The sequence below is a fragment of the Affinibrenneria salicis genome (assembly GCF_008710095.1).
The window spans coordinates 209,551-229,744 of the sequence record NZ_VYKJ01000004.1 but is presented as its reverse complement, the minus strand read 5'-3'; the positions used below and the strand labels follow the sequence as shown (position 1 = coordinate 229,744).

Annotated in this window: 19 protein-coding genes; 12 read left to right on the top strand and 7 right to left on the bottom strand. The window is 60.9% G+C overall.

Annotated features, from left to right (window positions below; translation table 11 throughout):
* Positions 1 to 75 precede the first annotated feature (75 nt).
* Genes FJU30_RS10325 through FJU30_RS27150 form a run of 3 tightly spaced genes read left to right on the top strand, consistent with a single transcriptional unit; the run spans position 76 to position 1,764 of the window.
* The gene (locus FJU30_RS10325) at positions 76 to 909 is read left to right on the top strand and encodes an AraC family transcriptional regulator (RefSeq protein WP_150434879.1); all 834 of its coding nucleotides are present in this window, start codon (positions 76 to 78) and stop codon (positions 907 to 909) included.
* Between the two features lie 48 nt (positions 910 to 957).
* On the top strand, positions 958 to 1,608 hold the full coding sequence (locus tag FJU30_RS10320; protein ID WP_150434878.1) for a LysE family translocator: 651 nt from the start codon (positions 958 to 960) through the stop codon (positions 1,606 to 1,608).
* A 48-nt stretch (positions 1,609 to 1,656) separates the two neighbouring features.
* Entirely contained in the window at positions 1,657 to 1,764 is a 108-nt protein-coding gene (locus FJU30_RS27150) for a hypothetical protein (RefSeq protein ID WP_223881556.1), read from the top strand.
* 50 nt (positions 1,765 to 1,814) lie between these two features.
* Here FJU30_RS27150 and bglX read toward each other — a convergent pair whose 3' ends face one another.
* Entirely contained in the window at positions 1,815 to 4,124 is a 2,310-nt protein-coding gene (gene bglX, locus FJU30_RS10315; protein ID WP_150434877.1) for a beta-glucosidase BglX, read from the bottom strand.
* A gap of 444 nt (positions 4,125 to 4,568) precedes the next feature.
* Between bglX and FJU30_RS10310 the strand changes: the two genes are divergently transcribed.
* Entirely contained in the window at positions 4,569 to 5,252 is a 684-nt protein-coding gene (locus FJU30_RS10310; RefSeq protein ID WP_150434876.1) for a glutathione S-transferase family protein, read from the top strand.
* A 17-nt stretch (positions 5,253 to 5,269) separates the two neighbouring features.
* Here FJU30_RS10310 and pbpG read toward each other — a convergent pair whose 3' ends face one another.
* The 3 genes from pbpG to FJU30_RS10295 form a co-directional block, all read right to left on the bottom strand.
* On the bottom strand, positions 5,270 to 6,229 hold the full coding sequence (gene pbpG, locus FJU30_RS10305) for a D-alanyl-D-alanine endopeptidase (RefSeq protein WP_150434875.1): 960 nt from the start codon (positions 6,227 to 6,229) through the stop codon (positions 5,270 to 5,272).
* 145 nt (positions 6,230 to 6,374) lie between these two features.
* Positions 6,375 to 6,887 carry a DUF6622 family protein gene (locus FJU30_RS10300; protein WP_150434874.1) on the bottom strand — a complete coding sequence of 171 codons (513 nt, stop codon included), beginning with the start codon at positions 6,885 to 6,887 and terminating at the stop codon, positions 6,375 to 6,377.
* Positions 6,888 to 6,980: 93 nt separating this feature from the next.
* Complete coding sequence (locus FJU30_RS10295; RefSeq protein ID WP_150434873.1) at positions 6,981 to 7,589, bottom strand: LysE family translocator; 609 nt, start codon at positions 7,587 to 7,589, stop codon at positions 6,981 to 6,983.
* Between the two features lie 125 nt (positions 7,590 to 7,714).
* Here FJU30_RS10295 and FJU30_RS10290 point away from each other — a divergent pair, with 125 nt between their 5' ends.
* The 3 genes from FJU30_RS10290 (at position 7,715) to FJU30_RS10280 (ending at position 10,928) form a co-directional block, all read left to right on the top strand.
* Complete coding sequence (locus FJU30_RS10290) at positions 7,715 to 8,605, top strand: LysR substrate-binding domain-containing protein (protein ID WP_150434872.1); 891 nt, start codon at positions 7,715 to 7,717, stop codon at positions 8,603 to 8,605.
* Between the two features lie 88 nt (positions 8,606 to 8,693).
* Positions 8,694 to 9,353 carry an epoxyqueuosine reductase QueH gene (locus FJU30_RS10285; protein ID WP_150434871.1) on the top strand — a complete coding sequence of 220 codons (660 nt, stop codon included), beginning with the start codon at positions 8,694 to 8,696 and terminating at the stop codon, positions 9,351 to 9,353.
* 96 nt (positions 9,354 to 9,449) lie between these two features.
* Complete coding sequence (locus tag FJU30_RS10280) at positions 9,450 to 10,928, top strand: sensor domain-containing diguanylate cyclase (protein ID WP_150434870.1); 1,479 nt, start codon at positions 9,450 to 9,452, stop codon at positions 10,926 to 10,928.
* Between the two features lie 13 nt (positions 10,929 to 10,941).
* Here the strand turns inward: FJU30_RS10280 and dusC are convergent, their stop codons facing one another.
* Both dusC and FJU30_RS10270 read right to left on the bottom strand, forming a co-directional pair.
* Complete coding sequence (dusC, locus tag FJU30_RS10275) at positions 10,942 to 11,889, bottom strand: tRNA dihydrouridine(16) synthase DusC (protein WP_150434869.1); 948 nt, start codon at positions 11,887 to 11,889, stop codon at positions 10,942 to 10,944.
* 89 nt (positions 11,890 to 11,978) lie between these two features.
* Positions 11,979 to 12,854, bottom strand: a complete 876-nt coding sequence (locus FJU30_RS10270) for a helix-turn-helix domain-containing protein (protein WP_150434868.1) — start codon at positions 12,852 to 12,854, stop codon at positions 11,979 to 11,981.
* 116 nt (positions 12,855 to 12,970) lie between these two features.
* On the opposite strand from FJU30_RS10270, the gene FJU30_RS10265 reads away from it, so the two are divergent.
* On the top strand, positions 12,971 to 13,870 hold the full coding sequence (locus FJU30_RS10265) for a DMT family transporter (RefSeq protein ID WP_150434867.1): 900 nt from the start codon (positions 12,971 to 12,973) through the stop codon (positions 13,868 to 13,870).
* 62 nt (positions 13,871 to 13,932) lie between these two features.
* Here the strand turns inward: FJU30_RS10265 and rhlE are convergent, their stop codons facing one another.
* Positions 13,933 to 15,318, bottom strand: a complete 1,386-nt coding sequence (rhlE, locus tag FJU30_RS10260) for an ATP-dependent RNA helicase RhlE (RefSeq protein WP_150434866.1) — start codon at positions 15,316 to 15,318, stop codon at positions 13,933 to 13,935.
* Positions 15,319 to 15,600: 282 nt separating this feature from the next.
* On the opposite strand from rhlE, the gene cecR reads away from it, so the two are divergent.
* Genes cecR through FJU30_RS10240 form a run of 4 tightly spaced genes read left to right on the top strand, consistent with a single transcriptional unit; the run spans position 15,601 to position 20,193 of the window.
* Positions 15,601 to 16,299 carry a transcriptional regulator CecR gene (gene cecR / locus FJU30_RS10255; RefSeq protein ID WP_150434865.1) on the top strand — a complete coding sequence of 233 codons (699 nt, stop codon included), beginning with the start codon at positions 15,601 to 15,603 and terminating at the stop codon, positions 16,297 to 16,299.
* An 18-nt stretch (positions 16,300 to 16,317) separates the two neighbouring features.
* Positions 16,318 to 17,316 carry a secretion protein HlyD gene (gene hlyD, locus FJU30_RS10250; RefSeq protein ID WP_150434864.1) on the top strand — a complete coding sequence of 333 codons (999 nt, stop codon included), beginning with the start codon at positions 16,318 to 16,320 and terminating at the stop codon, positions 17,314 to 17,316.
* Positions 17,313 to 19,055, top strand: a complete 1,743-nt coding sequence (locus tag FJU30_RS10245) for an ATP-binding cassette domain-containing protein (RefSeq protein ID WP_150434863.1) — start codon at positions 17,313 to 17,315, stop codon at positions 19,053 to 19,055. Before hlyD ends, FJU30_RS10245 begins: the two co-directional genes overlap by 4 nt.
* Entirely contained in the window at positions 19,048 to 20,193 is a 1,146-nt protein-coding gene (locus FJU30_RS10240; RefSeq protein ID WP_150434862.1) for an ABC transporter permease, read from the top strand. Before FJU30_RS10245 ends, FJU30_RS10240 begins: the two co-directional genes overlap by 8 nt.
* Position 20,194 lies beyond the last annotated feature (1 nt).

Genomic DNA, 20,194 nt, shown 5'->3' with positions numbered 1-20,194 from the left:
CGCGTCGCCGTCGTCTCTTGACAGAAGCCCGCCAACCGGCCAGGGTAAGGCAAAATCATTCACCGATTGGACATCATGTCATCCGCTCATCTGGTGCGACAATGCTATTGGTTTTCTCCCGCCCTGCCGTGGCTGGAGTTACGCTCCACCTGGCAGAGCCGCCAGAGCTACAAAACTCATAGCCACCAGCAGCTGTCGCTCGGCCTGATAGAACAGGGCGGCACCTGCTGCCGCTCGCTGGAGCGCGATCATCGCCTGCAGGCCGGCGATCTGGCGCTGTTCGCGCCGCAGCAGGCGCACAGCTGCAACCCGTTGCCGGGCCGGGCGCGCAGTTACCACATGCTGTATCTTGACGAAGCGTGGTGCCGGGCGCGCCTGACTCAGCGCTGCGGCTATCCGGTCGGCGCGCTGCGGGTCAGCCGGCTGCATATCCGCGACGAGGCGCTGGCGCGCGATTTCCGCGCGCTGGTCGCCGTCCTGACGCGCAATGACCTGGCCGGGGCGCGGCTATGGCTGCACCGTCTGACGGACAGGCTGTTCGATCGCTATTGCCAGCCCGCCGACGCGCCGGGGCCGGCACACCCGCTGACGCAGCGTCTGCGCCAGCGTCTGCAGGATAACCTGCTGGCGCCGCCGTCGCTGGCCACGCTGGCCGCCGAGTTCGGCCTGCGCGAAGAGACGCTCATTCGCCGTTTTCGCCAGGATACCGGCATTACGCCGAAGGCCTTTGTGACCAACGCGCGCATCGAGTATGCCCGCCGGCTGATCAGAAGCGGCAGCCCGCTCGCCGATGCCGGTTACCAAAGCGGCTTCAGCGATCAGAGCCATTTCCATAAAATGTTTGTCCAGTACAGCGCCGCCACGCCGGGCCAATATCGTCTGGCGCGATCAATTTTTGACAATAAATAGCCGCCGCGCCGCACTACACTGGCCGCGAATTTTTTTCGGGGTCTTTCTATGTGGTTCGATACGCTTTTTCCTGCCCATTTCCCGGCGCTGGCGCTGGCGCATTTCGTCGCGTTGCTCAGCCCGGGGCCGGATTTCTTCCTGCTCTCCGGCTATGCCATTCGCTATCGCCTGCGCGGCAGCTTTGCTATCGCCATCGGCATTGCCGCCGGCAACGGCTGCTATATCGCGCTGGCCGTCGCCGGCTGGAACGGCATCCAGCATTCGCCCAGGCTATTCAGCCTGATCGAACTGGCCGGCGCCGCCTACCTGTTGTGGATTGGCTGGCAGCTGGCGCACAGCCGGCCGCGCAACGGCGAACTGGCGCTCACCGCCGCCGCGCGCCTGCCCTCGCCGGCCAGGCAACTGCTGCTCGGTCTGGGTTCGTCGCTGCTCAACCCGAAAAACGCGCTGTTCTATTTCAGCCTGATGACCACTATTCTGGGCAGCGCGGTGACGCTGCCGCAGCACATCGCGTGCGGCGTCTGGATGACGCTGGTGGTGCTGGTCTGGGACAGTCTGCTGGCGGCGCTCGCCGGGCACGACTGGCTGCAGCGTCGGCTGCTGCGCAACCTGCACTGGATTGAACGCGCGGCCGGCGCGCTGCTGATCGCCTTCGGACTGATTCTGCTGTTTAACCGTACGGTTTCCGCCCTTGTTTAACCAGCAGGAAACTTTATAATCCAGCGTGGTTAACAAAAGGACAGGCAAATGACTCCGGGTAAAGCGGCTATTATCGGTTTGATTTCTCTCTGCGCGCTGGGCGGCATCGGCGGGGTAATGCTGGTGGGCTATATCATTATCGTGCGCGGCGGCTAAGCGCCGGATGCGGACGACCGGGCTGCGTCACCCGGCCGCCGCGTCGCGAACTATAACAGCGTAAAACGCTGCGTGGTCAGGCGCTGCGAATCAAGACCGATCATCACGTCAACGTCGCCCGGTTCCGCCACCCGCTGCATCTGCGCGTTATAGAACATCAGATCTTCAGGGCTGATGGTGAACGTCAGCGTCTTCTCCTGCCCCGGCTGCAGCATCACCTTGTGAAAACCGCGCAGCTCCTTCACCGGCCGGCTCAGCGAGGCCACCACATCGTGCAGATAGAGCTGCACCACCGTTTCCCCCGTCCGCTGGCCGGTATTCTTCACCCGAACGCTGGCGGTCAGCGTGCCGTCCCGCTTTAAGCGCGGCGCGGAAAGATGCATATCCGACAGGCTGAACGTGGTATAGCTCAGGCCGTAGCCGAACGGGTACAGCGGCCCGTTCGCCTCATCATAATAGTGCGAGGTGTACTTGCCCGGATTTTCCGGCGAATAGGGCCGACCGGTGGGCAGATGGTTGTAATAAATCGGGATCTGGCCGACCGAACGCGGGAACGACATCGGCAGTTTCCCCGCCGGGTTATAGTCGCCAAACAACACGTCCGCAATGGCGTTGCCCCCCTCGGTGCCGCTGAACCAGGTTTCCAGCAGCGCATCGGCCTGCTGATCTTCACTCACCAGCGACAGCGGGCGACCGTTCATCAGCACCAGCACCAGCGGTTTACCGGTGGCTTTCAGCGCGGCGATCAGCTTGCGCTGACTGTCCGGCAGCGTCAGTTTCGCCTGACTGGAGGCCTCGTGCGCCATGCCGCGCGCCTCGCCCACCACCGCCACCACCACATCGGCCTGACGCGCGGCGACCAGCGCTTCATCCAGCAGCGCCTGCGGCGAACGTTTCTCGATTGCGACCGCCGCCTCATACTGGTTGAGGAAATCGATGATGCCCTGATGATCGGTGACGTTGGCGCCCTTGGCGTACAAAATGCGCGCCCGCGGCCCGGCTACGTTCTTCATACCCTGATAAACCGTCACCGACTGCGCGGCCACCCCGGCGGCCGACCAACTGCCCATCATATCGAGCTTACTGTCGGCCAGCGGTCCGATCACCGCAATAGTTCCCTGCCTTTTCAGCGGCAGCGTTTGCAGCCGGTTCTTCAGCAGCACCAGGCTCTTACGCGCCACCTCGCGCGCTTCCGGCCGGTGCAGACGGCTTTCCGCGTTGGTATCCTGCGGATCGGATTCCGCCGGGCCCAAATGACGGTACGGGTCCTGGAACAGCCCCATATCATATTTCACGTTCAGCACCTTGCGGCAGGCGAGTTCGATCTCCTGCTCGCTGACCGCGCCGCTTTTCACCAGCTCGGGCAGATAGCGAATAAAATATTCATCGCTCATGCTCATATTAATGCCGGCCTGCAGAGCGAGACGCGAGGCCTCGCGCGGGTCGCTGGCCACGCCGTGTTTAATCAACTCTTTAATCGCGCCGTGATCGCTGATGGTGATGCCGGAGAATTTCCATTGCTGATGCAGCACATCCTGCAGCAGCCAGCGGTTGGCGGTGGCCGGAACGCCGTTGACCGAGTTCAGCGACACCATGACGCCGCTGCTGCCGGCGTCTATCGCCGCCTTATAGGGCGGCATATAGTCCTGAAACATGCGCTGCGGGCTCATATCCACCGTGTTGTAATCCCGGCCGCCTTCCACCGCGCCGTACAGGGCATAGTGTTTAACGCTGGTCATCAGCGCGTGGCGCGCCTGCGGATCGTCGCCCTGATAGGCTTTCACCAGAATGCGCGCGATCTCGCTGGTCAGCCAGGTGTCTTCGCCAAAACCTTCCGATACCCGTCCCCAACGCGGATCGCGGGTGATATCCACCATCGGCGCCCAGGTCATGTTCAGGCCGTCTTCGCTGGCTTCCAGCGCCGCGATGCGTCCGCTGAGCGCGATCGCGTCCCGGTCCCAGCTGGAGGCGACGCCCAGACTAATCGGAAAAATCGTGCGCTGACCGTGCACCACGTCATAGGCGAAGAACAGCGGGATCTTCAGCCGGCTCAGCTGCATTACCTGATCCTGCATGGCGCGAATGTTCTGCCGCGTCACCGTGTTAAAGATCGCGCCGACCTGACCGTGGCGGATCATCTCGCGGATTGCCTCTTTCGGGTTATCTGGCCCTACGCTGATCAGCCGCAGCTGGCCGATCTTCTCTTCCAGCGTCATTTTTTTCAGCAGGTCGGAAACGTAGGCATCGCGCTGCTGCTGCGGAGTGGTTGCCGTGGGTGCGGCAAGCGGCGCAACGGACTGCGCCAGCGCCGGATGACAGGCCAGGCCAACGGCCATCGTCAGGGAGTAAAGCCATTTCATTATGTTATAAACCCTATCAATCCAGGCTGCAGGATGCGTCACTGCAGCACCAGACAGGTTTGAAGATAAGTCAGCCGCTGTGCCATAACTCCGGCATGGTGAAAAACACCGACAACGCCAACACTCTCGAAAACACAGCGCGTAATATAGTGTATTTGTTTAGGTTCCATTGAATAAAAACTGCAAAAAAACACGACGCAGGACAATTTCGGCGTATTCCGTCGCCGTAACGCATAACCCACGGCGCCTGATGCCCGCATTTATCCTCATATTCATACCCCGAGTCAGCATAAAAAAGCATCGGCGTCCGGCAATGGTTCCGTACGACAGGATTATGGCATGATGATAATGCGCCCTCGCGTCAAGGCCGTAACCCAGGGCTTGTTGGCGACGGGAAAGATGGGCGGGTAGAATTTATTATCGATTCATTACAGGGAAAAACATATGTATCAGCTCTATATCGCCAATAAAAATTACTCGTCCTGGTCACTGCGCCCCTGGCTGCTGCTGCGCGCGTTGGCTATTCCCTTTAACCAAACGCTGGTGCCCTTTTCGTCGGGCATCCGCCAGTCGGCCTTTAAGGTCTTTTCGCCGACCGGCAAGGTGCCTTGCCTGGTGGACGGCGCGCGCACCATCTGGGATTCGCTGGCCATCGTCGAATACGTGGCCGAAGACCATCCGCAGGTGTGGCCCGCCGATCGTCAGGCGCGCGCCTGGGCACGTTGCGCCGCGGCGGAGATGCATTCCGGCTTCGGCGCCCTGCGCTCGCAGTGCCCGATGAACTGCGGCGTACGCATCAAGTTAGCCGCCGTGTCCGACGAACTGCGGCAGGATATTGCACGGCTGGATGAACTCTGGCAGCAGGGACTGACGCGCTTCGGCGGTCCATTCCTCGCCGGCGCGCGCTTTAGCGCGGCGGATGCCTTCTTCGCGCCGGTAGTGTTTCGCCTGCAAACCTATGGCCTGCCGGTCAGCGCAGCCAGTCAGGCCTGGTGCCAAAATATGCTGTCCCTGCCGGCGCTGAAGCAGTGGTACGCCGATGCGCTGGCGGAAGAATGGCGCGAAACGCAACACGAGGCGGAAACGGCCGACATCGGCGAAGTCATCAGCGATCTCCGGGCGTCCTGACGGCGCCGGGCGCGCGATCAGTTTACCTCGCCCGCGTCGGCCACCTGGCTCACGCCCGGCTGGCGCGCATGCAGCGCCTTTTGCTGTTTATAGCTCAGCGCGGCGGGCGGCACCGGGCTGATCTTGCCGGTTTCCAGCCAGCTTCTCAACCGGCTGGCGTCGGCGAAGTGGGTGTATTTGCCGAACGCGTCCAGCACCACCAGCGCCACCGGCCGCTGATTAATCACCGTGCGCATCACCAGACAATGCCCGGCCTGATTGGTGAAGCCGGTTTTGGTCAGCTGAATGTTCCAGTCCGGGCGGAACACCAGGTGGTTGGTGTTGCGAAACGGCAGGCTATAGTCGGGATGGCTAAAGGAAACCGTTTTTTCCTGCGTGGTGCTCAGCTGGCTCAGCAACGGGTACTGTTTGCTGGCGATCAGCAGCTTGCTCAGATCGCGGGCGGTGGAGACGTTCTCGGTCGACAGACCGGTCGGCTCGACATAATGGGTGTGCGTCATGCCCAGCGCGCGGGCTTTGGCGTTCATCGCCGCGATAAACGCCGTATAGCCGCCCGGATAATGATGCGCCAGACTGGCCGCCGCGCGGTTCTCCGACGACATCAGCGCCAGCAGCAGCATATCGTAGCGGCTGACGGCGCTGTTTAAACGCACGCGGGAGAATACGCCCTGCATTTCCCGCGTCTGGCGGATATCGACCGACAGGCGCTCATCCAGCGGCTGGCGGGCATCCAGCACCACCATCGCGGTCATCAGCTTAGTGATCGACGCGATAGGCACCACCACATCCGGGTTGCTGGAATAGAGAATTTTTTGATTACGCAAGTCCACGATCATGGCGCTGCCCGAAGCGATCTCCGGCTGCGCCGCCGCTCTGGCGGACGTTGCGTTCTCACTCGCCGCCGCCGGCAGCGCCAATAGCGCGCTCGTCAACGATAAAACAACGGCGCATAAGGACAGACGAAATGCAGTACGCATGATTTAACAACTTAAACAGAAATCTGTTAGAGGGAGAATACCGGCAGGCATTATAATTTAGCCCCAGGCGGCCCGCACTCGAGTTTGTCGGCGTTCTTTGTGACAAAATTTATCCGCGCAGCGGGCGCGGGCGAGCAAGAGGCGTTCAGGCCGGATCGGCCGATACGGGATAGTAGCGCTGCATCAGCAAACGACCGCTGCCGGCGGCGAAAAAACCGGCGCTGAAACCGCCCACGATGCCGGATAAGGCGCAGAACACGGCGGACGTCGCCAGCGTCGGCTCCCACGCCAGTTGAATCGCGCAATAGTAGCGGCCGGCGAATGTGAGCAGCATCACCACCAGCGGCCATCCCGTCCCGGCGCGCACATACTGCCCGCCGGACGCATCGTAGTAACCAACGTCTTTATTCAGCCGCCAGCTCAGCGCGCCGCACAACACGAAGGCCGCGGCGAAACCGACCAGCCCGGCGCCCCACGCCGGCAGCGCAAGGAAGATCGAAACCAGTCCCCAGACGAGGAATATCGCCGGCAGCAACAGCAGGCGCAACTGCGTCTGGCGCCGCGGCCGCCGAGCCTTGAGGCCGCTGTAAATCAGTAGCAGCAGAACGACCCACACCCACGAGGGCGTATGGCGCATCGTATTGAATATCAGTGTCATATTCTCTTTCCCTGAAACGCGATAAGTAATTTTGGCCGCGGGCTTGCCCGCATGCGCGTTATGCTACGCTTGAATTTTCCACCTGACCAGAACTCAGGTCAGCGCCAGCATTCCGGCCAACAGCATCAACAGCGTGCCGATAATACGGTTGATCCAGCCATACCAGCGCAGCACCTGCCGGCGGAACCACGCGCTGCTGAAAAATAGCGCCACCAGGCTAAACCAGCATAAATGCGCCAGAGACATAAATGCGCCGTACAGCAACTGTACCGCCAGCGGCGTATGCGGATTGACCAGTTGCAGAAAGGCGCTCAGCACGAACAGCGTGGTCTTCGGATTCAGCGCATTGGTCAAAAAACCCTGACGGAAATAGCGCCAGCCGCCCGGCGCCGTCGACGCGTCGGCCGTTATATTCACCGGCGGACGCCTGTCGCGCCAGGTGCTGAACCCCAGCCACAGCAGCCAGGCCGCGCCGGCGTACTTAACCAGCACGAACAGCTGCGGCGAGTGGCTCATCAACGCCGCCACGCCGAACAGCGTATAGCCGACGTGCACCAGCACGCCCGCCGCAATGCCGGCCGCGGTCAGCACCCCCGCGCGGCGCAGACCGGCCAGGCTGTTACGCGTGACCATGGCGAAATCCGCCCCCGGGCTGACTACCGCCAGTCCGGTAATCAGTGCTACCGCCCAAAACTCCGTCATCAGTGAACTCCCGTCAGTTGAAAAAAGCGCGCCGACCGGCGCGGCAATATGTCGGAGTTATAAATGGAAAAAAGCGCAATAAAAATCGATAATAATTCACAGCCAATTGTGACGAGAGCTCACCAATGACCCAGCCACTGCCACCGCTTAATTTATTGGCCACCTTTGAAACGGTCGGTAACTGCCTGAGCATCACCGCCGCCGCCCGCGCGCTGTTTATTACCCACGGCGCGGTCAGTAAACAGATTAAGACGCTGGAGTCGCAGTTGGGCTTCGCGGTGATTGAGCGCAACGGCCGCGGCATTCGGCTGACCCTCAAGGGGCAGGAGTTGCACCGCTGCTGCCAGAACGCTTTCGCCCAACTGGCGGATACCCTCGCGCGGCTCAGCGTCGACGAAAGCGCGCGGCCGCTGACCGTGTCGTGCGAACCGACGCTGTGCATGCGCTTTCTGATTCCCCGTCTGCCGGCTTTTAAGCAGGCCCATCCGGATATCGATATCCACCTGCTGGCGGCCGGCGGCGATATCGACCTGCAGCGCAGCCATACCGACCTCGCCCTGCGCCGCGACGACTTTATCCCGCAGCGCCATTACTGTTCGCTGCGCATCGCGTCCGAATATATCGCGCCGGTGTACGCGCCGCATAAACGCGACGAGCGTCTCCCGCTCGCCCGGCTGCACACCGCGTCTCGGCCGCAGGCCTGGCAACAGTGGCAGGCTCGACACGCCGGGCTAGCCGACGCGCCGGGCCAGCAACGGCATTTCGAGCATTTCTGGCTCAGCCTGCAGGCGGCGGAAAGCGGACTCGGCGCGGCCATCGCCTCGCTGTTTATGGTTGAACGGGAGTTGCACGACGGCCGACTGCAAACGCTGGCGCCCTTCCAGCCGGACGGCAGCCAGTACGTGTTGCTGTCGGCCCGTCCCTGCGAGCAGGATCCGCGCAGCCTCGCCTTCAGTCAGTGGCTGCGTGATGAAATGCGCGCGATAACTCAGACCTTTATCGCTCCGTCGGCATGACGACAACGGTTAAATTTGTAAATGCGCTGTTAATCTACGATAATTCATCATGTTGTTTTTTATCATGAGAAAGAGAAAGTCCGCCGCTATGTCAGAGCACCTGCGTCCCAAACTATCGCTGCCCAACCAGGCCGACAAACTGCTGCTGCACTCCTGCTGTGCCCCCTGTTCCGGGGAGGTGATGGAGGCGATCAGCGCATCGGGAATCGAATACACCATCTTTTTTTACAACCCCAATATTCATCCCCAGCGGGAGTACCTGATCCGCAAAGAAGAAAATATTCGCTTCGCCGAAAAACACAACGTACCCTTTGTCGACGCCGACTACGACACCGACAACTGGTTCGAGCGCGCCAAAGGCATGGAGCAGGAACCGGAGCGCGGCATCCGCTGCACCATGTGTTTTGATATGCGCTTCGAGCGCACCGCGCTCTATGCTTATGAACATGGCTTCAGCGTGATTTCCAGTTCGCTGGGCATCTCGCGCTGGAAAAATATGGAGCAGATCAACGGCTGCGGCGCCAGAGCCGCCGATAAGTACCCCGGCATCAGTTACTGGGATTACAACTGGCGCAAAAAAGGCGGTTCGGCGCGGATGATCGAAATCAGTAAGCGGGAGCGTTTTTATCAGCAGGAGTACTGTGGCTGTATCTACTCGCTGCGCGATACCAATCTGCATCGTAAATCGCAGGGACGCGATATTATACGGATTGGTAAACTCTATTACGGCGACGACAGCCAGTCCTGACCGCCTTGCCGGGAAGAGCCGGCGCGCCGGCTCACCGTCTGACCGCGCCCAGGGCATCGCCGGCGCCCTTCTTCCTACCTGTCAACGAGTGGAATAATGATACGTCCGTACTGGCTGAATAAAAAAGGCGCCATCATTTTGTTTACCGCCATGCTGCTGGTGGCGTTTTTCATTATCAGCTGGAGCAGCTATCAGGTCGCGCGGCAGTCGCTGATTCAGGAAATCGAGGAAAATAGCCTGCCGCTGACCGGCGATAACGTCTATTCGGAAATCCAGCAGGATCTGCTGCGGCCGATTTTCATCTCATCGCTGATGGCGCACGACACCTTCGTTCGCGACTGGCTGCTGAACAATGAAACCGATTCGCAGGCGATGATCCGCTACCTGCATGAGATCGACCGACGCTTTGATACCGTCGAGGCCTACTTCGTCTCCGACAAAACGCGGCGCTATTACGATCCTCAGCGGGTTCTCGGCACCGTGTCAGAACAGTCCGCCGATGACAAATGGTACTTCGACGTGAAATCGCTGCCCGCCGATCAGGCGTGGATGGTCGATCTGCGCACCGATCCCGAGGACCGCACCCAGTTGGATATCTTCATCAACTACAAGGTGATGGACTATGACGATAATGTGATCGGCGTAACCGGCGTGGGCATTTCGGTGGAAAAAATCCGCCATTTTATCGAGGACTATCAGCAGCGCTATAACCGCACCATCTACTTTATCGATAAGACCGGCGAGGTTACCCTGCACGGACAGCATTTTAAACGCCCGCTGAATATCCGCCGGCAAACCGGCCTTGCGCCGCTGACTACCGCCATTCTGACCGTGCCCGGCGGCGCCTGGCAGTATCAGGCCGACGGTCGGCAGATTTATCTGCACACCCGCTATATCCCCGAATTCGACTGGTATCTGATGATTGAACAGACCAACCATCCGGCGGAGCAGAAGCTGTGGCTGACGCTGATGCAGAATATGGGCATCAGCGCCGCGGTCAGCGCGCTGTTTCTGTTTTTTCTGTGGCTGACCATCGGCGGTTACCAGCGCCGACTGGAGCGCATGGCGACCACGGACAAGCTTACCGGGCTGATGAACCGTCAGGCGTTTGAAGATCAGTTCAGGCGCATCAGCCCGCTGACGCGTCACGGCCAGCGCCAGCGTTCATTACTGCTGCTTGATGTGGATCACTTCAAGCAGGTCAACGACCGCGATGGCCACATCGCCGGCGATCGGGTGCTGCAGCATATCGCCACGCTGATTCAAAACAGCATCCGCACATCCGATCAGGCCTGCCGCTGGGGCGGCGAAGAATTCGCCATTTTGCTGGAGGACTGCGGCGAAGAAGCCGCCTTCGAACGCGCCGAGGCGCTGCGCGTACGGATTGGGGAGTCGGTCACCGAGTCAGACCACCGTCCGATACAGGTCACCATCAGCTGCGGCGTCGCCGAATCTTTTGCGCAAGAAACGCTGGACGCGCTGATTAACCGCGCGGACGTCGCGCTCTATCAGGCCAAACAGCAGGGACGCAATCGCAGCGTGCGCGCCGACTTGCCCGAGCGGCGCGGCGCATAACGCGCGCGCCGTTTCAGTCCATCGCTTCCGCGCGACGGGCTATCACGCCGGCTATCGCCGGGCTGGAACTCAGCGTGCGAATCTCGCTGAATAACGCGCCGGCTTCGTCATATTCCTGACGCAAATAGCCCAGCCACTGCTTAATGCGCGCTACGTGATACAGGCCGGTGTCGCCCTGTTTTTCCAGCCGTACATAGTTATCCAGCAGCCGCATCACCCCGGACCACGGCATGCGCGGCTCGTCGTATTTAATCACCCGGCTCAGGTTCGGCACATTAAGCGCGCCGCGCCCCAACATCAGCGCATCGCAGCCGGTAATGTTCAGGCACTCGCGCGCGCTGCGATGGTCGCGGATTTCGCCGTTGGCGATCACCGGGATTTTCAGACGACGGCGGATTTCGCCGATCGCCGCCCAGTTGATGCGTTCGGCGCGGTAACCGTCCTCTTTGGTTCGGCCGTGCACTACCAGTTCGCTGGCGCCGGCCTGTTCGACCGCGTCGGCAATCTCAAAACGCCGCTGATCCGAATCCCAGCCCAGACGTATCTTTACCGTAAGCGGCAAATGCGCCGGGACGGCCGCGCGCATCGCTTTCGCGCCCTGATAGATCAGTTCCGGATCTTTCAGCAGCGTCGCCCCGCCGCCGCTGCCGTTCACCACCTTCGACGGGCAGCCGCAGTTCAGATCTACGCCCCAGGAGCCCAGTTCCACCGCGCGGGCGGCGTTTTCCGCCAGCCAGTGCGGATACTGGCCCAACAGTTGAATACGCACCGGGGTGCCGGCGGCGGTGCGGCTGGCATGATGCAGTTCCGGACAGAGCCGGTAAAAGGATTTGGCCGGCAGCAATTGATCGGTGACGCGCAGAAATTCGGTGATGCACAGGTCGTAGTCGTTCACCGCCGACAGCAGGTGGCGGACCAGCGCATCGAGCACGCCTTCCATTGGAGCAAGTAAAACACGCATAACGCTACTCAGTTAAAAAAAGCACGCCATGTTACAGCCCATCGACCGCGCAGCACAACGGAAAAACATGGCCGCTCAGCGGCGCGCGCTTAACGCGACAGCGCCTGACGCAGCGCGGACGGCGTCAGGCCGCGCTCGATTTTAAACCGATGGCTAAAATGGCTGGCGGAACTGAAGCCGCAGGCCAGCGCGATCTCGGTGATCGACAGCGAGCTGCGGCGCAACATCTCTTCCGCCCGGACCAGCCGACGCTTCAGCATATACTGATGAGGCGCCATTCCCTCGCTCTGCCGGAACATACGGGCGAAATGGTATTCGCTCAGCTCCGCCTCGGCGGCGAGATCGGCCAGCGTCAGCGGCTCGGCGATCCGGCTGTCGATCAGATCTTTTATTCGCCGCGACACGGCCGGCGCCAGTCCGCCGCGCACCGCCGGCATGGCCCATTGCAGTTGAGTATATTGCCGTAACGTATGGATCATCAACAGCGTGGCGGCGCTCGACAGGGCCAGTTGGCTGGCCGGATCGGCCCAGCTATTGTTGAGCAAGAACTGGCGATAGAGCGTGGTGATCTGCGGATCTTCGCTGAAGGTCCGCTCCTCGATACGCAACGCCGCCGGACTGCGATCCCAAATCTGCTCCGCCAGCCGGCGCAGATGATTGTCGTCGCAATACAGATGAACAAAGGACAGATCACCGCGGATATCCCAGGTCGACACGCTTTCCCGCGGCATCAGGCAAAAACGATCGGGGCCGCCGCCGTTGCGCCAGCCGTCCGGCGTTTTATGGTAGCACTCGTAGCCGTCGGCAATGTACAGACTGAGGGTATGGTGATCGGCGTTTTCCACCGTGACGCAATCATGACGGTTAAACCATGAGGCCAGACGCACACCGGATCCCAGTTCGACGGTATCGCGCAACCGGGCTTTGTGATGTTGCATCGTATCGAATACGCGATAGCGCCGCATCGCGACCTCCTTTCCAAAAAAATCGCAAGATTATGTTAGCCGCCGCAAGCGGCTGAAAGCGCCAGTGGCGGCAAAATAGCATATTGGCGGACAGGGTAAATACAAGGAGTCCGCCAATGAATATTGTGCTTTATTTTTCCGTCGTCCTGATCTGGGGAACAACCTGGATTGCGATTCATCTACAGCACGGAACGGTGTCCGCCGAAGTATCCGTGTTCTGGCGCTTTCTGCTGGCCGCGCTGATATTGCTGGCCAGTCTGGCGCTCGCCCGCCGCCTGCGCCCGCTGTCCCGCCAGGCGCATCTGCTCTGTATGATACAGGGATTGTGCGTCTTTGGAGTCAATTTTCTCTGTTTTTATCACGCTATCGCCTGGATTTCGAGCGGTCTGGAATCGGTTATTTTTTCCATGGCGGTATTATTTAACGCGTTTAACAGCCGACTCTTTTTCGGCCAGCGCCTGACATGGAATGTGATGATCGCCGCGCCGCTCGGCATTGTCGGCATTGCGGCGCTCTTCTGGCACGATCTGATGAACATAGAGGCGCAGCCGCGCCTGCTGTGGGGCGTGGGCCTGAGTCTGCTCGGCACCTACTGTTTTTCTCTGGGCAATATGATCAGCTACCGGCACCAGCAGCAACAGCGGGACGTGATGACCACCAACGGCTGGGGCATGCTCTACGGCGCGCTGTGGATGGGGTTAATCAGTCTGTGGCTGGGCTATGATTTCATGCCGGAAAACAGCGCGCGTTATCTGGGATCGCTGTTTTATCTGGCGGTTTTTGGTTCGGTCATCGCTTTCAGCGCGTATTTCAAGCTGGTGGGGCGCATCGGCGCCAGTCAGGCCGCCTACTCCACGCTGCTGTTTCCGCTGATTGCGCTGTCCATCTCCACGCTGTTTGAGAACTATCGCTGGCATGGCAACGCGCTGCTGGGGTTGACGATCATCCTGGCCGGCAATGCCGTGATGTTCTACCGTCCGCATCGCAAACTGACCGCCGCCGCACAGGGGAAATAGCGAGGTCCGAAAACAATCATGGGAGCCTAAAGGCTCCCATGAGGACAACGCGAGCAGAAAACTTACTTCGCGCTGGGTTTGCTGCGGTTTGACGCACTGGGCGCGCGGCGCTGGCCTTCGCCATTACGCCAGCCGCCGCCGTTGCCGCCGCCAGATTTGCGCGGCTGGCGTTCGCTATCCGCGCGCCGGCGTTCGCCCTGCCCGCGTTCGGACTGAGCGCGCTCGGACGGCGCGCCTGAACGCCCGCGCGGGGCGCCGCCGCCCCGGTTGCCCTGGCGGCCATTGACGATCGGCTCCGCCTTAATGCTCGGATCAGGTTCATAACCCGGAAGCGCAATACGCGGGATCTCGCGTTTCAGCAGGCGCTCGATATCGCGCAGCAGCTTGTGCTCATCCACGCACACCAGCGAGATGGCTTCGCCGGTGGCTTCCGCGCGGCCGGTACGGCCAATACGGTGCACATAGTCTTCCGGCACGTTAGGCAGTTCATAGTTCACCACCTGCGGCAACTGGTCGATATCCAAACCGCGCGCGGCGATATCGGTCGCCACCAGCACGCGAATAGTGCCGTCTTTGAAGCTGGCCAGCGCCCGGGTGCGCGCGCCCTGGCTTTTATTGCCGTGAATCGCCGCCGCCGTGATGCCGTCTTTGTTCAGCTGTTCCGCCAGATAGTTGGCGCCGTGTTTGGTCCGGGTAAACACCAGCACCTGGCGCCAGTCGTTCTGTCCGATCATCTGCGACAGCAACTCGCGCTTACGCTTTTTATCCACCAGGTGCACGTGTTGCGTGACCAGTTCCGACGGCGTATTGCGCCGGGCGACTTCCACCGAGGCCGGGTTGGTCAGCAGTTTGCCGGCCAGCAGTTTGATGTCGTCCGAGAAGGTGGCGGAAAACAGCAGATTCTGCCGCTTAGCCGGCAGCTTCGCCAGCACGCGACGGATATCGTGAATAAAGCCCATATCCAGCATGCGATCGGCTTCGTCCAGCACCAGGATTTCAACCTGCGACAGATCGACCGCGTTCTGATGTTCCAGATCGAGCAGACGTCCCGGCGTGGCGACCAGAATATCGACGCCGCCGCGCAGTTTCATCATCTGCGGGTTAATGCTCACGCCGCCAAACACCACCAGCGAACGCAAACGCAGATATTTACTGTAGCTCTGCACGTTTTCGCCAATCTGCGCCGCCAGTTCGCGGGTCGGCGTCAGAATCAGCGCGCGCACCGGACGACGGCCTTTGGCCGGCGCCGGACTTTGGTTCAGCAACTCCAGCAGCGGCAGGGTGAAACCGGCGGTCTTACCCGTCCCGGTCTGGGCGCTGGCCATCAGATCGCGGCCCGACAGAACCACCGGGATCGCCTGGCTCTGTATCGGCGTTGGCGTCTGGTAGCCCTGTTCAGCAACGGCACGCAAAATATCGGCGTTTAAGCCGAGAGAATCAAAAGACATATAGAGAAAAACTCCGATCCGCCCTGACCGGACAGCTGCCGGTGTAGTTTTTCAGGGGGATGATAAGGCGGGTCCTGCAGGTTGACTTCTGCCGGCGAATCAGCCGGGCAACCATCACTTACGCATTACCACGATCAACGGGCACAAACTACGGTGCATAACTGGCACAGAGTGTAACAGAGATTTGTGACGTAAAGGGATTTTTCTCCTGGATAATTGCTTGACAGGCCTTCGCTTTCGGACCAGGGTTAATCAATCGAATGATTAACTTTACCATCGCTTATGCCAACTTCCTCAGCGCCTGCCGGGCCCGTCACCCCAACACCGCGCGGCGAGCAGGCCCGCCAGCAGTTGATTGACGCCGCCATCGCCCTGTTCGGCGCCTATGGCACCCACGGCGCGACCACGCGGCAGATTGCCAGCCGCGCCGGGCAAAATATCGCCGCCATTACCTATTATTTTGGCTCCAAAGACGGGTTGTATCTCGGCGTAGTACAGTGGATCGCCGACTTTATCGAGCGTGAATTTCAGCCGCTGACGCGCGATATCGACGCCCTGCTGGCGCAGTCCGCGCCGCCGCCCGAATCCTGCCGCAAGGCGATCCACCGGATAACCAGAATGTTTGCGCATTTGCTGACGCGCGACGAAACCATGGACCTGAGCCGCATAATGTCGCGCGAACAGCTGCTGCCCACCGAAGCCTTTACCCTGCTGCACCAGCGGATCTACGCGCCGCTGCACCAGCGCCTGACCGGGCTGGTGGCCTGCTTCGCCGGTCTGGACGCGACGACGGAGTCCGCGATCATGCATACCCACGCCATGTTGGGCGAAGTGTTGTCCTTCCGCATCGCCAGAGAAACCATCTGCCGCCGCGCCGGCTGGCGCACCATCGGGCAGGAGCAGACCGAGCAAATCGCACAGATAGTAACGCAGCATATCGATTTCATTCTTTATGGACTGCGGGCGCAGCACGCCCGCTAAGACAAGGGCCTGAGAGGTATGAACAAGAAAAAATGGGCGGTTGCCATCGTCATTCTGGCAATTATCGTCGCGCTGATTTACGGCGTTATGTATTACCGGCAGCAGCAACAGAAACCGCTAACGCTTTACGGCAATGTGGATATCCGCACGGTCAACGTCGCCTTCCGGGTCGGCGGGCGTCTCGCCTCGCTGGCGGTCGACGAAGGCGATGCCGTTCGTCAGGGGCAGCCGCTGGCCGTACTGGATGATGCGCCTTACCAGAACGCGTTGCGCGAGGCGCAGGCCAACGTCGCCAGCGCCCGGGCCAAACTGGCGCTGCTGCAGGAAGGCTACCGCAGCGAAGAGATCGCCCAGGTGCGCTCGCAGGTCGGCCAGGCGCAAGCGGCGTTCAATTACGCCAACAGTTTCTGGCAGCGTCAGCAAGGTCTGTGGGCGCGGCGCACCATCGCCGCCAACACGCTGGAAGACGCCAGGGCGGCGCGCGATCAGGCGCAATCCGCCCTGCAGGCGGCCAAAGACAAGCTGAACCAATACGAACGCGGCAATCGCCCGCAGGAAATCGCCGCGGCTAACGCCGCGCTGGCCCAGAGCGAAGCGGCGCAGGCGCAGGCCGAACTCGATCTGCAAGACAGCCGCCTGCCCGCGCCGTCTGACGGAGTGATCCTGACCCGCGCTGTAGAGCCGGGCAGCATTCTGAGCGCCGGCAGCACGGTGTTTACCGTCTCGCTCACCCGGCCGGTATGGGTGCGCGCCTACGTTAACGAAACGCAGTTGCAGGAGGCGCAACCGGGACGCGAGGTGGAAATATACAGCGACGGCCGGCCCGATAAACCGTGGCGCGGCAAGATTGGCTTTGTCTCGCCCAGCGCGGAGTTCACCCCGAAAACGGTGGAAACGGAAGAGCTGCGCACCGACCTCGTTTACCGGCTGCGCATCGTGGTCGCCGATCCCGACGATCAACTGCGCCAGGGCATGCCGGTCACTCTGCGCTTCACCGACGACGGCCGCGCACAATGAGCAACCCGCTCGCGCGCATTGAACTGAACGCGCTGGAGAAGCGCTTCGCCGGAATGGCGAAACCGGCGCTGGCGCCGCTAAGCATCACGATCAGCGCCGGCGCGGTGACCGGGCTGGTCGGACCGGACGGCGCCGGCAAAACCACCCTGCTGCGCATACTGGCCGGCCTGCTGACGCCGGACGGCGGCGATGCGCGGGTGGCCGGCCTCAATCCGGTCAGCGACGACCGCCGGCTACACGCCATTCTCGGCTATATGCCGCAGAAGTTTGGTCTGTACGAAGATTTGACCGTGATGGAAAATTTGACGCTGTATGCCGATCTGCGCGGCATTACCGGCGAGGAACGGCGTCAGACCTTCGAGCGCCTGCTGGCATTCACCGCCCTCGCCGACTTTACCGATCGGCTGGCCGGCAAACTCTCCGGCGGCATGAAGCAGAAGCTGGGGCTGGCCTGTACGCTGCTGGGTCAACCCAAGGTGCTGCTGCTGGATGAGCCCGGCGTGGGCGTCGACCCGATCTCGCGGCGCGAACTGTGGCGCATGGTGCACGATCTGGCCGATGAGGGCATGCTGATCCTGTGGAGCACGTCCTATCTGGACGAGGCCGAGCAGTGCCGCGAAGTGCTGCTGCTCAACGAAGGAGAACTGCTCTACAACGGCGCTCCGCAGGCGCTGACGCAGCGCATGGCCGGCCGGACGGTGCTGCTGGAGGCCGGTTCGGGCAATAACCGCCGGCTGCTGCAAAAAGCGCTGCGCCAGCCGCAGGTCAGCGACGGCGTGATTCAGGGTAAATCGGTGCGTCTGATCCTCAAGCAGGACAGCGACGCACGTCAGCTGCTGCAAACGCTCGGTCTGAACGCGGACCAGATGGAACAGACCGCGCCACGCTTCGAAGACGCCTTTATCGATCTGATGGGCGGAGTGACGAACAGCGAGTCCTCGCTGGCCGGCATCATGCCGCAAATCGATACCAGCGCCGGCGATACCGTGATCGAGGCGCGCGAATTGACCAAAAAATTCGGCAGCTTCGCCGCCACCGATCATGTCAATTTCGCCGTCAAACGCGGCGAGATTTTCGGACTGCTGGGTCCCAACGGCGCCGGCAAATCCACGACCTTTAAGATGATGTGCGGCCTGCTGGTGCCGACCTCCGGCCACGCGCTGGTGCTGGAAATGGATTTGAAAACCAGTTCGGGCAAGGCGCGTCAGCATCTGGGTTATATGGCGCAAAAATTTTCGCTTTACGGCAACCTGACAGTAGAACAAAACCTGCGTTTCTTTTCCGGCGTTTACGGACTAACCGGCAAACGTCAGCAGCACAAGATGGCGGAAATGAGTCAGGCCTTTAATTTCGAACCGATTTACCAGCAGACGCCGGATTCGCTGCCGCTGGGCTTCAAACAGCGTCTGGCGCTGGCCTGCGCGCTGATGCACGAACCGGATATCTTATTCCTCGACGAACCCACCTCCGGCGTGGACCCGCTGACCCGGCGCGAGTTCTGGCTGCACATCAACGGCATGGTTGAAAAAGGCGTCACCGTGATGGTTACCACCCATTTTATGGATGAAGCGGAGTACTGCGATCGCATCGGTCTGGTGTATCACGGCAAGCTGATCGCCAGCGGCACGCCCGACGATCTGAAACGGCAGGTGGCCGGCGGCGACACGCCCAACCCAACGATGGAACAGGCGTTTATCGCGTTGATTCAGCAGTGGGATCGGGAGGCAAAACATGGCTGAGCAGCCAACTTTCGCGGGCATCTCCTGGCGCCGCACCCGGGCGCTGTGCATCAAGGAAACGCGCCAGATTCTGCGCGATCCGAGCAGCGCGCTGATCGCCTTTTTCATTCCGCTGATGCTGCTGTTTATCTTCGGCTACGGCATCAATCTCGACTCCAGCCGGCTGCGCGTCGGTATCCTGCTGGAACAGCAAAGCGAGGACGCGCGCGATCTGGCGCAGGCGTTTATCGGCTCGCCGTTCCTGCAGCCGACGGTCAGCAATAACCGTCAGCAGTTGACGGAGATGATGCAGGCCGGCACCATCCGCGGCATGATCGTCATCCCGGTTAATTTCGCCAGCCAGATGGCGCGCGACGGCGCGACGGCGCCCATCCAGGTGATTACCGACGGCAGCGAACCGAACACCGCCAGCTTTGTGCAGGGCTACAGCGAGGGCGTCTGGCAGATCTGGCAGCAACAGCGCGCCGAACGGCGCGGGGAAAAATTTGAATCGCTGATCGAGGTACAGCCGCGCTACTGGTTCAACCCGGCCGCCGTCAGCCAGCATTTTATTATTCCCGGCGCCATCACCATCATTATGACGGTGATTGGCGCGATCCTCACCTCGCTGGTGATCGCGCGCGAGTGGGAGCGCGGCACCATGGAAGCGCTGCTGTCCACCCAGATCACGCGTACCGAGCTGCTGCTGTCCAAACTGCTGCCCTACTACGTACTGGGCACCGCCGTCATGATCCTGTGCATGGTGGTGGCGGTATTCATCCTCGGCGTGCCCTACCGCGGTTCGCTGCTGCTGCTGCTGCTGATCAGCACCCTGTTTCTCGCCTGTACCCTCGGCATGGGGCTGCTGATTTCCACCCTGACCCGCAATCAGTTCAACGCGGCGATGGTGGCGCTTAACGCCGCGTTCATCCCTTCGATTATGCTGTCCGGCTTTATTTTCGAGATCGACAGTATGCCGGCGCTGGTCAGCACCGTCTCTTATATCATTCCGGCGCGCTACTTCGTCAGCACGATGAAGACCCTGTTTCTGGCCGGCAATATCGGCAGCGTACTGCTGATCAATATCGTGTTCCTGATCGTTTCGGCCTGCGTGTTTATCGGCCTGACGGCGTGGAAAACCCGGCGCCGGCTGGATTAAG

Bases quoted from the DNA above. Each gene is read 5' to 3' on its own strand.
- FJU30_RS10325 (WP_150434879.1), top strand. From the start codon at position 76: ATGTCATCCGCTCATCTGGTGCGACAATGCTATTGGTTTTCTCCCGCC.
- FJU30_RS10320 (WP_150434878.1), top strand. From the start codon at position 958: ATGTGGTTCGATACGCTTTTTCCTGCCCATTTCCCGGCGCTGGCGCTG.
- FJU30_RS27150 (WP_223881556.1), top strand. From the start codon at position 1,657: ATGACTCCGGGTAAAGCGGCTATTATCGGTTTGATTTCTCTCTGCGCG.
- bglX (WP_150434877.1), bottom strand. From the start codon at position 4,124: ATGAAATGGCTTTACTCCCTGACGATGGCCGTTGGCCTGGCCTGTCAT.
- FJU30_RS10310 (WP_150434876.1), top strand. From the start codon at position 4,569: ATGTATCAGCTCTATATCGCCAATAAAAATTACTCGTCCTGGTCACTG.
- pbpG (WP_150434875.1), bottom strand. From the start codon at position 6,229: ATGCGTACTGCATTTCGTCTGTCCTTATGCGCCGTTGTTTTATCGTTG.
- FJU30_RS10300 (WP_150434874.1), bottom strand. From the start codon at position 6,887: ATGACACTGATATTCAATACGATGCGCCATACGCCCTCGTGGGTGTGG.
- FJU30_RS10295 (WP_150434873.1), bottom strand. From the start codon at position 7,589: ATGACGGAGTTTTGGGCGGTAGCACTGATTACCGGACTGGCGGTAGTC.
- FJU30_RS10290 (WP_150434872.1), top strand. From the start codon at position 7,715: ATGACCCAGCCACTGCCACCGCTTAATTTATTGGCCACCTTTGAAACG.
- FJU30_RS10285 (WP_150434871.1), top strand. From the start codon at position 8,694: ATGTCAGAGCACCTGCGTCCCAAACTATCGCTGCCCAACCAGGCCGAC.
- FJU30_RS10280 (WP_150434870.1), top strand. From the start codon at position 9,450: ATGATACGTCCGTACTGGCTGAATAAAAAAGGCGCCATCATTTTGTTT.
- dusC (WP_150434869.1), bottom strand. From the start codon at position 11,889: ATGCGTGTTTTACTTGCTCCAATGGAAGGCGTGCTCGATGCGCTGGTC.
- FJU30_RS10270 (WP_150434868.1), bottom strand. From the start codon at position 12,854: ATGCGGCGCTATCGCGTATTCGATACGATGCAACATCACAAAGCCCGG.
- FJU30_RS10265 (WP_150434867.1), top strand. From the start codon at position 12,971: ATGAATATTGTGCTTTATTTTTCCGTCGTCCTGATCTGGGGAACAACC.
- rhlE (WP_150434866.1), bottom strand. From the start codon at position 15,318: ATGTCTTTTGATTCTCTCGGCTTAAACGCCGATATTTTGCGTGCCGTT.
- cecR (WP_150434865.1), top strand. From the start codon at position 15,601: ATGCCAACTTCCTCAGCGCCTGCCGGGCCCGTCACCCCAACACCGCGC.
- hlyD (WP_150434864.1), top strand. From the start codon at position 16,318: ATGAACAAGAAAAAATGGGCGGTTGCCATCGTCATTCTGGCAATTATC.
- FJU30_RS10245 (WP_150434863.1), top strand. From the start codon at position 17,313: ATGAGCAACCCGCTCGCGCGCATTGAACTGAACGCGCTGGAGAAGCGC.
- FJU30_RS10240 (WP_150434862.1), top strand. From the start codon at position 19,048: ATGGCTGAGCAGCCAACTTTCGCGGGCATCTCCTGGCGCCGCACCCGG.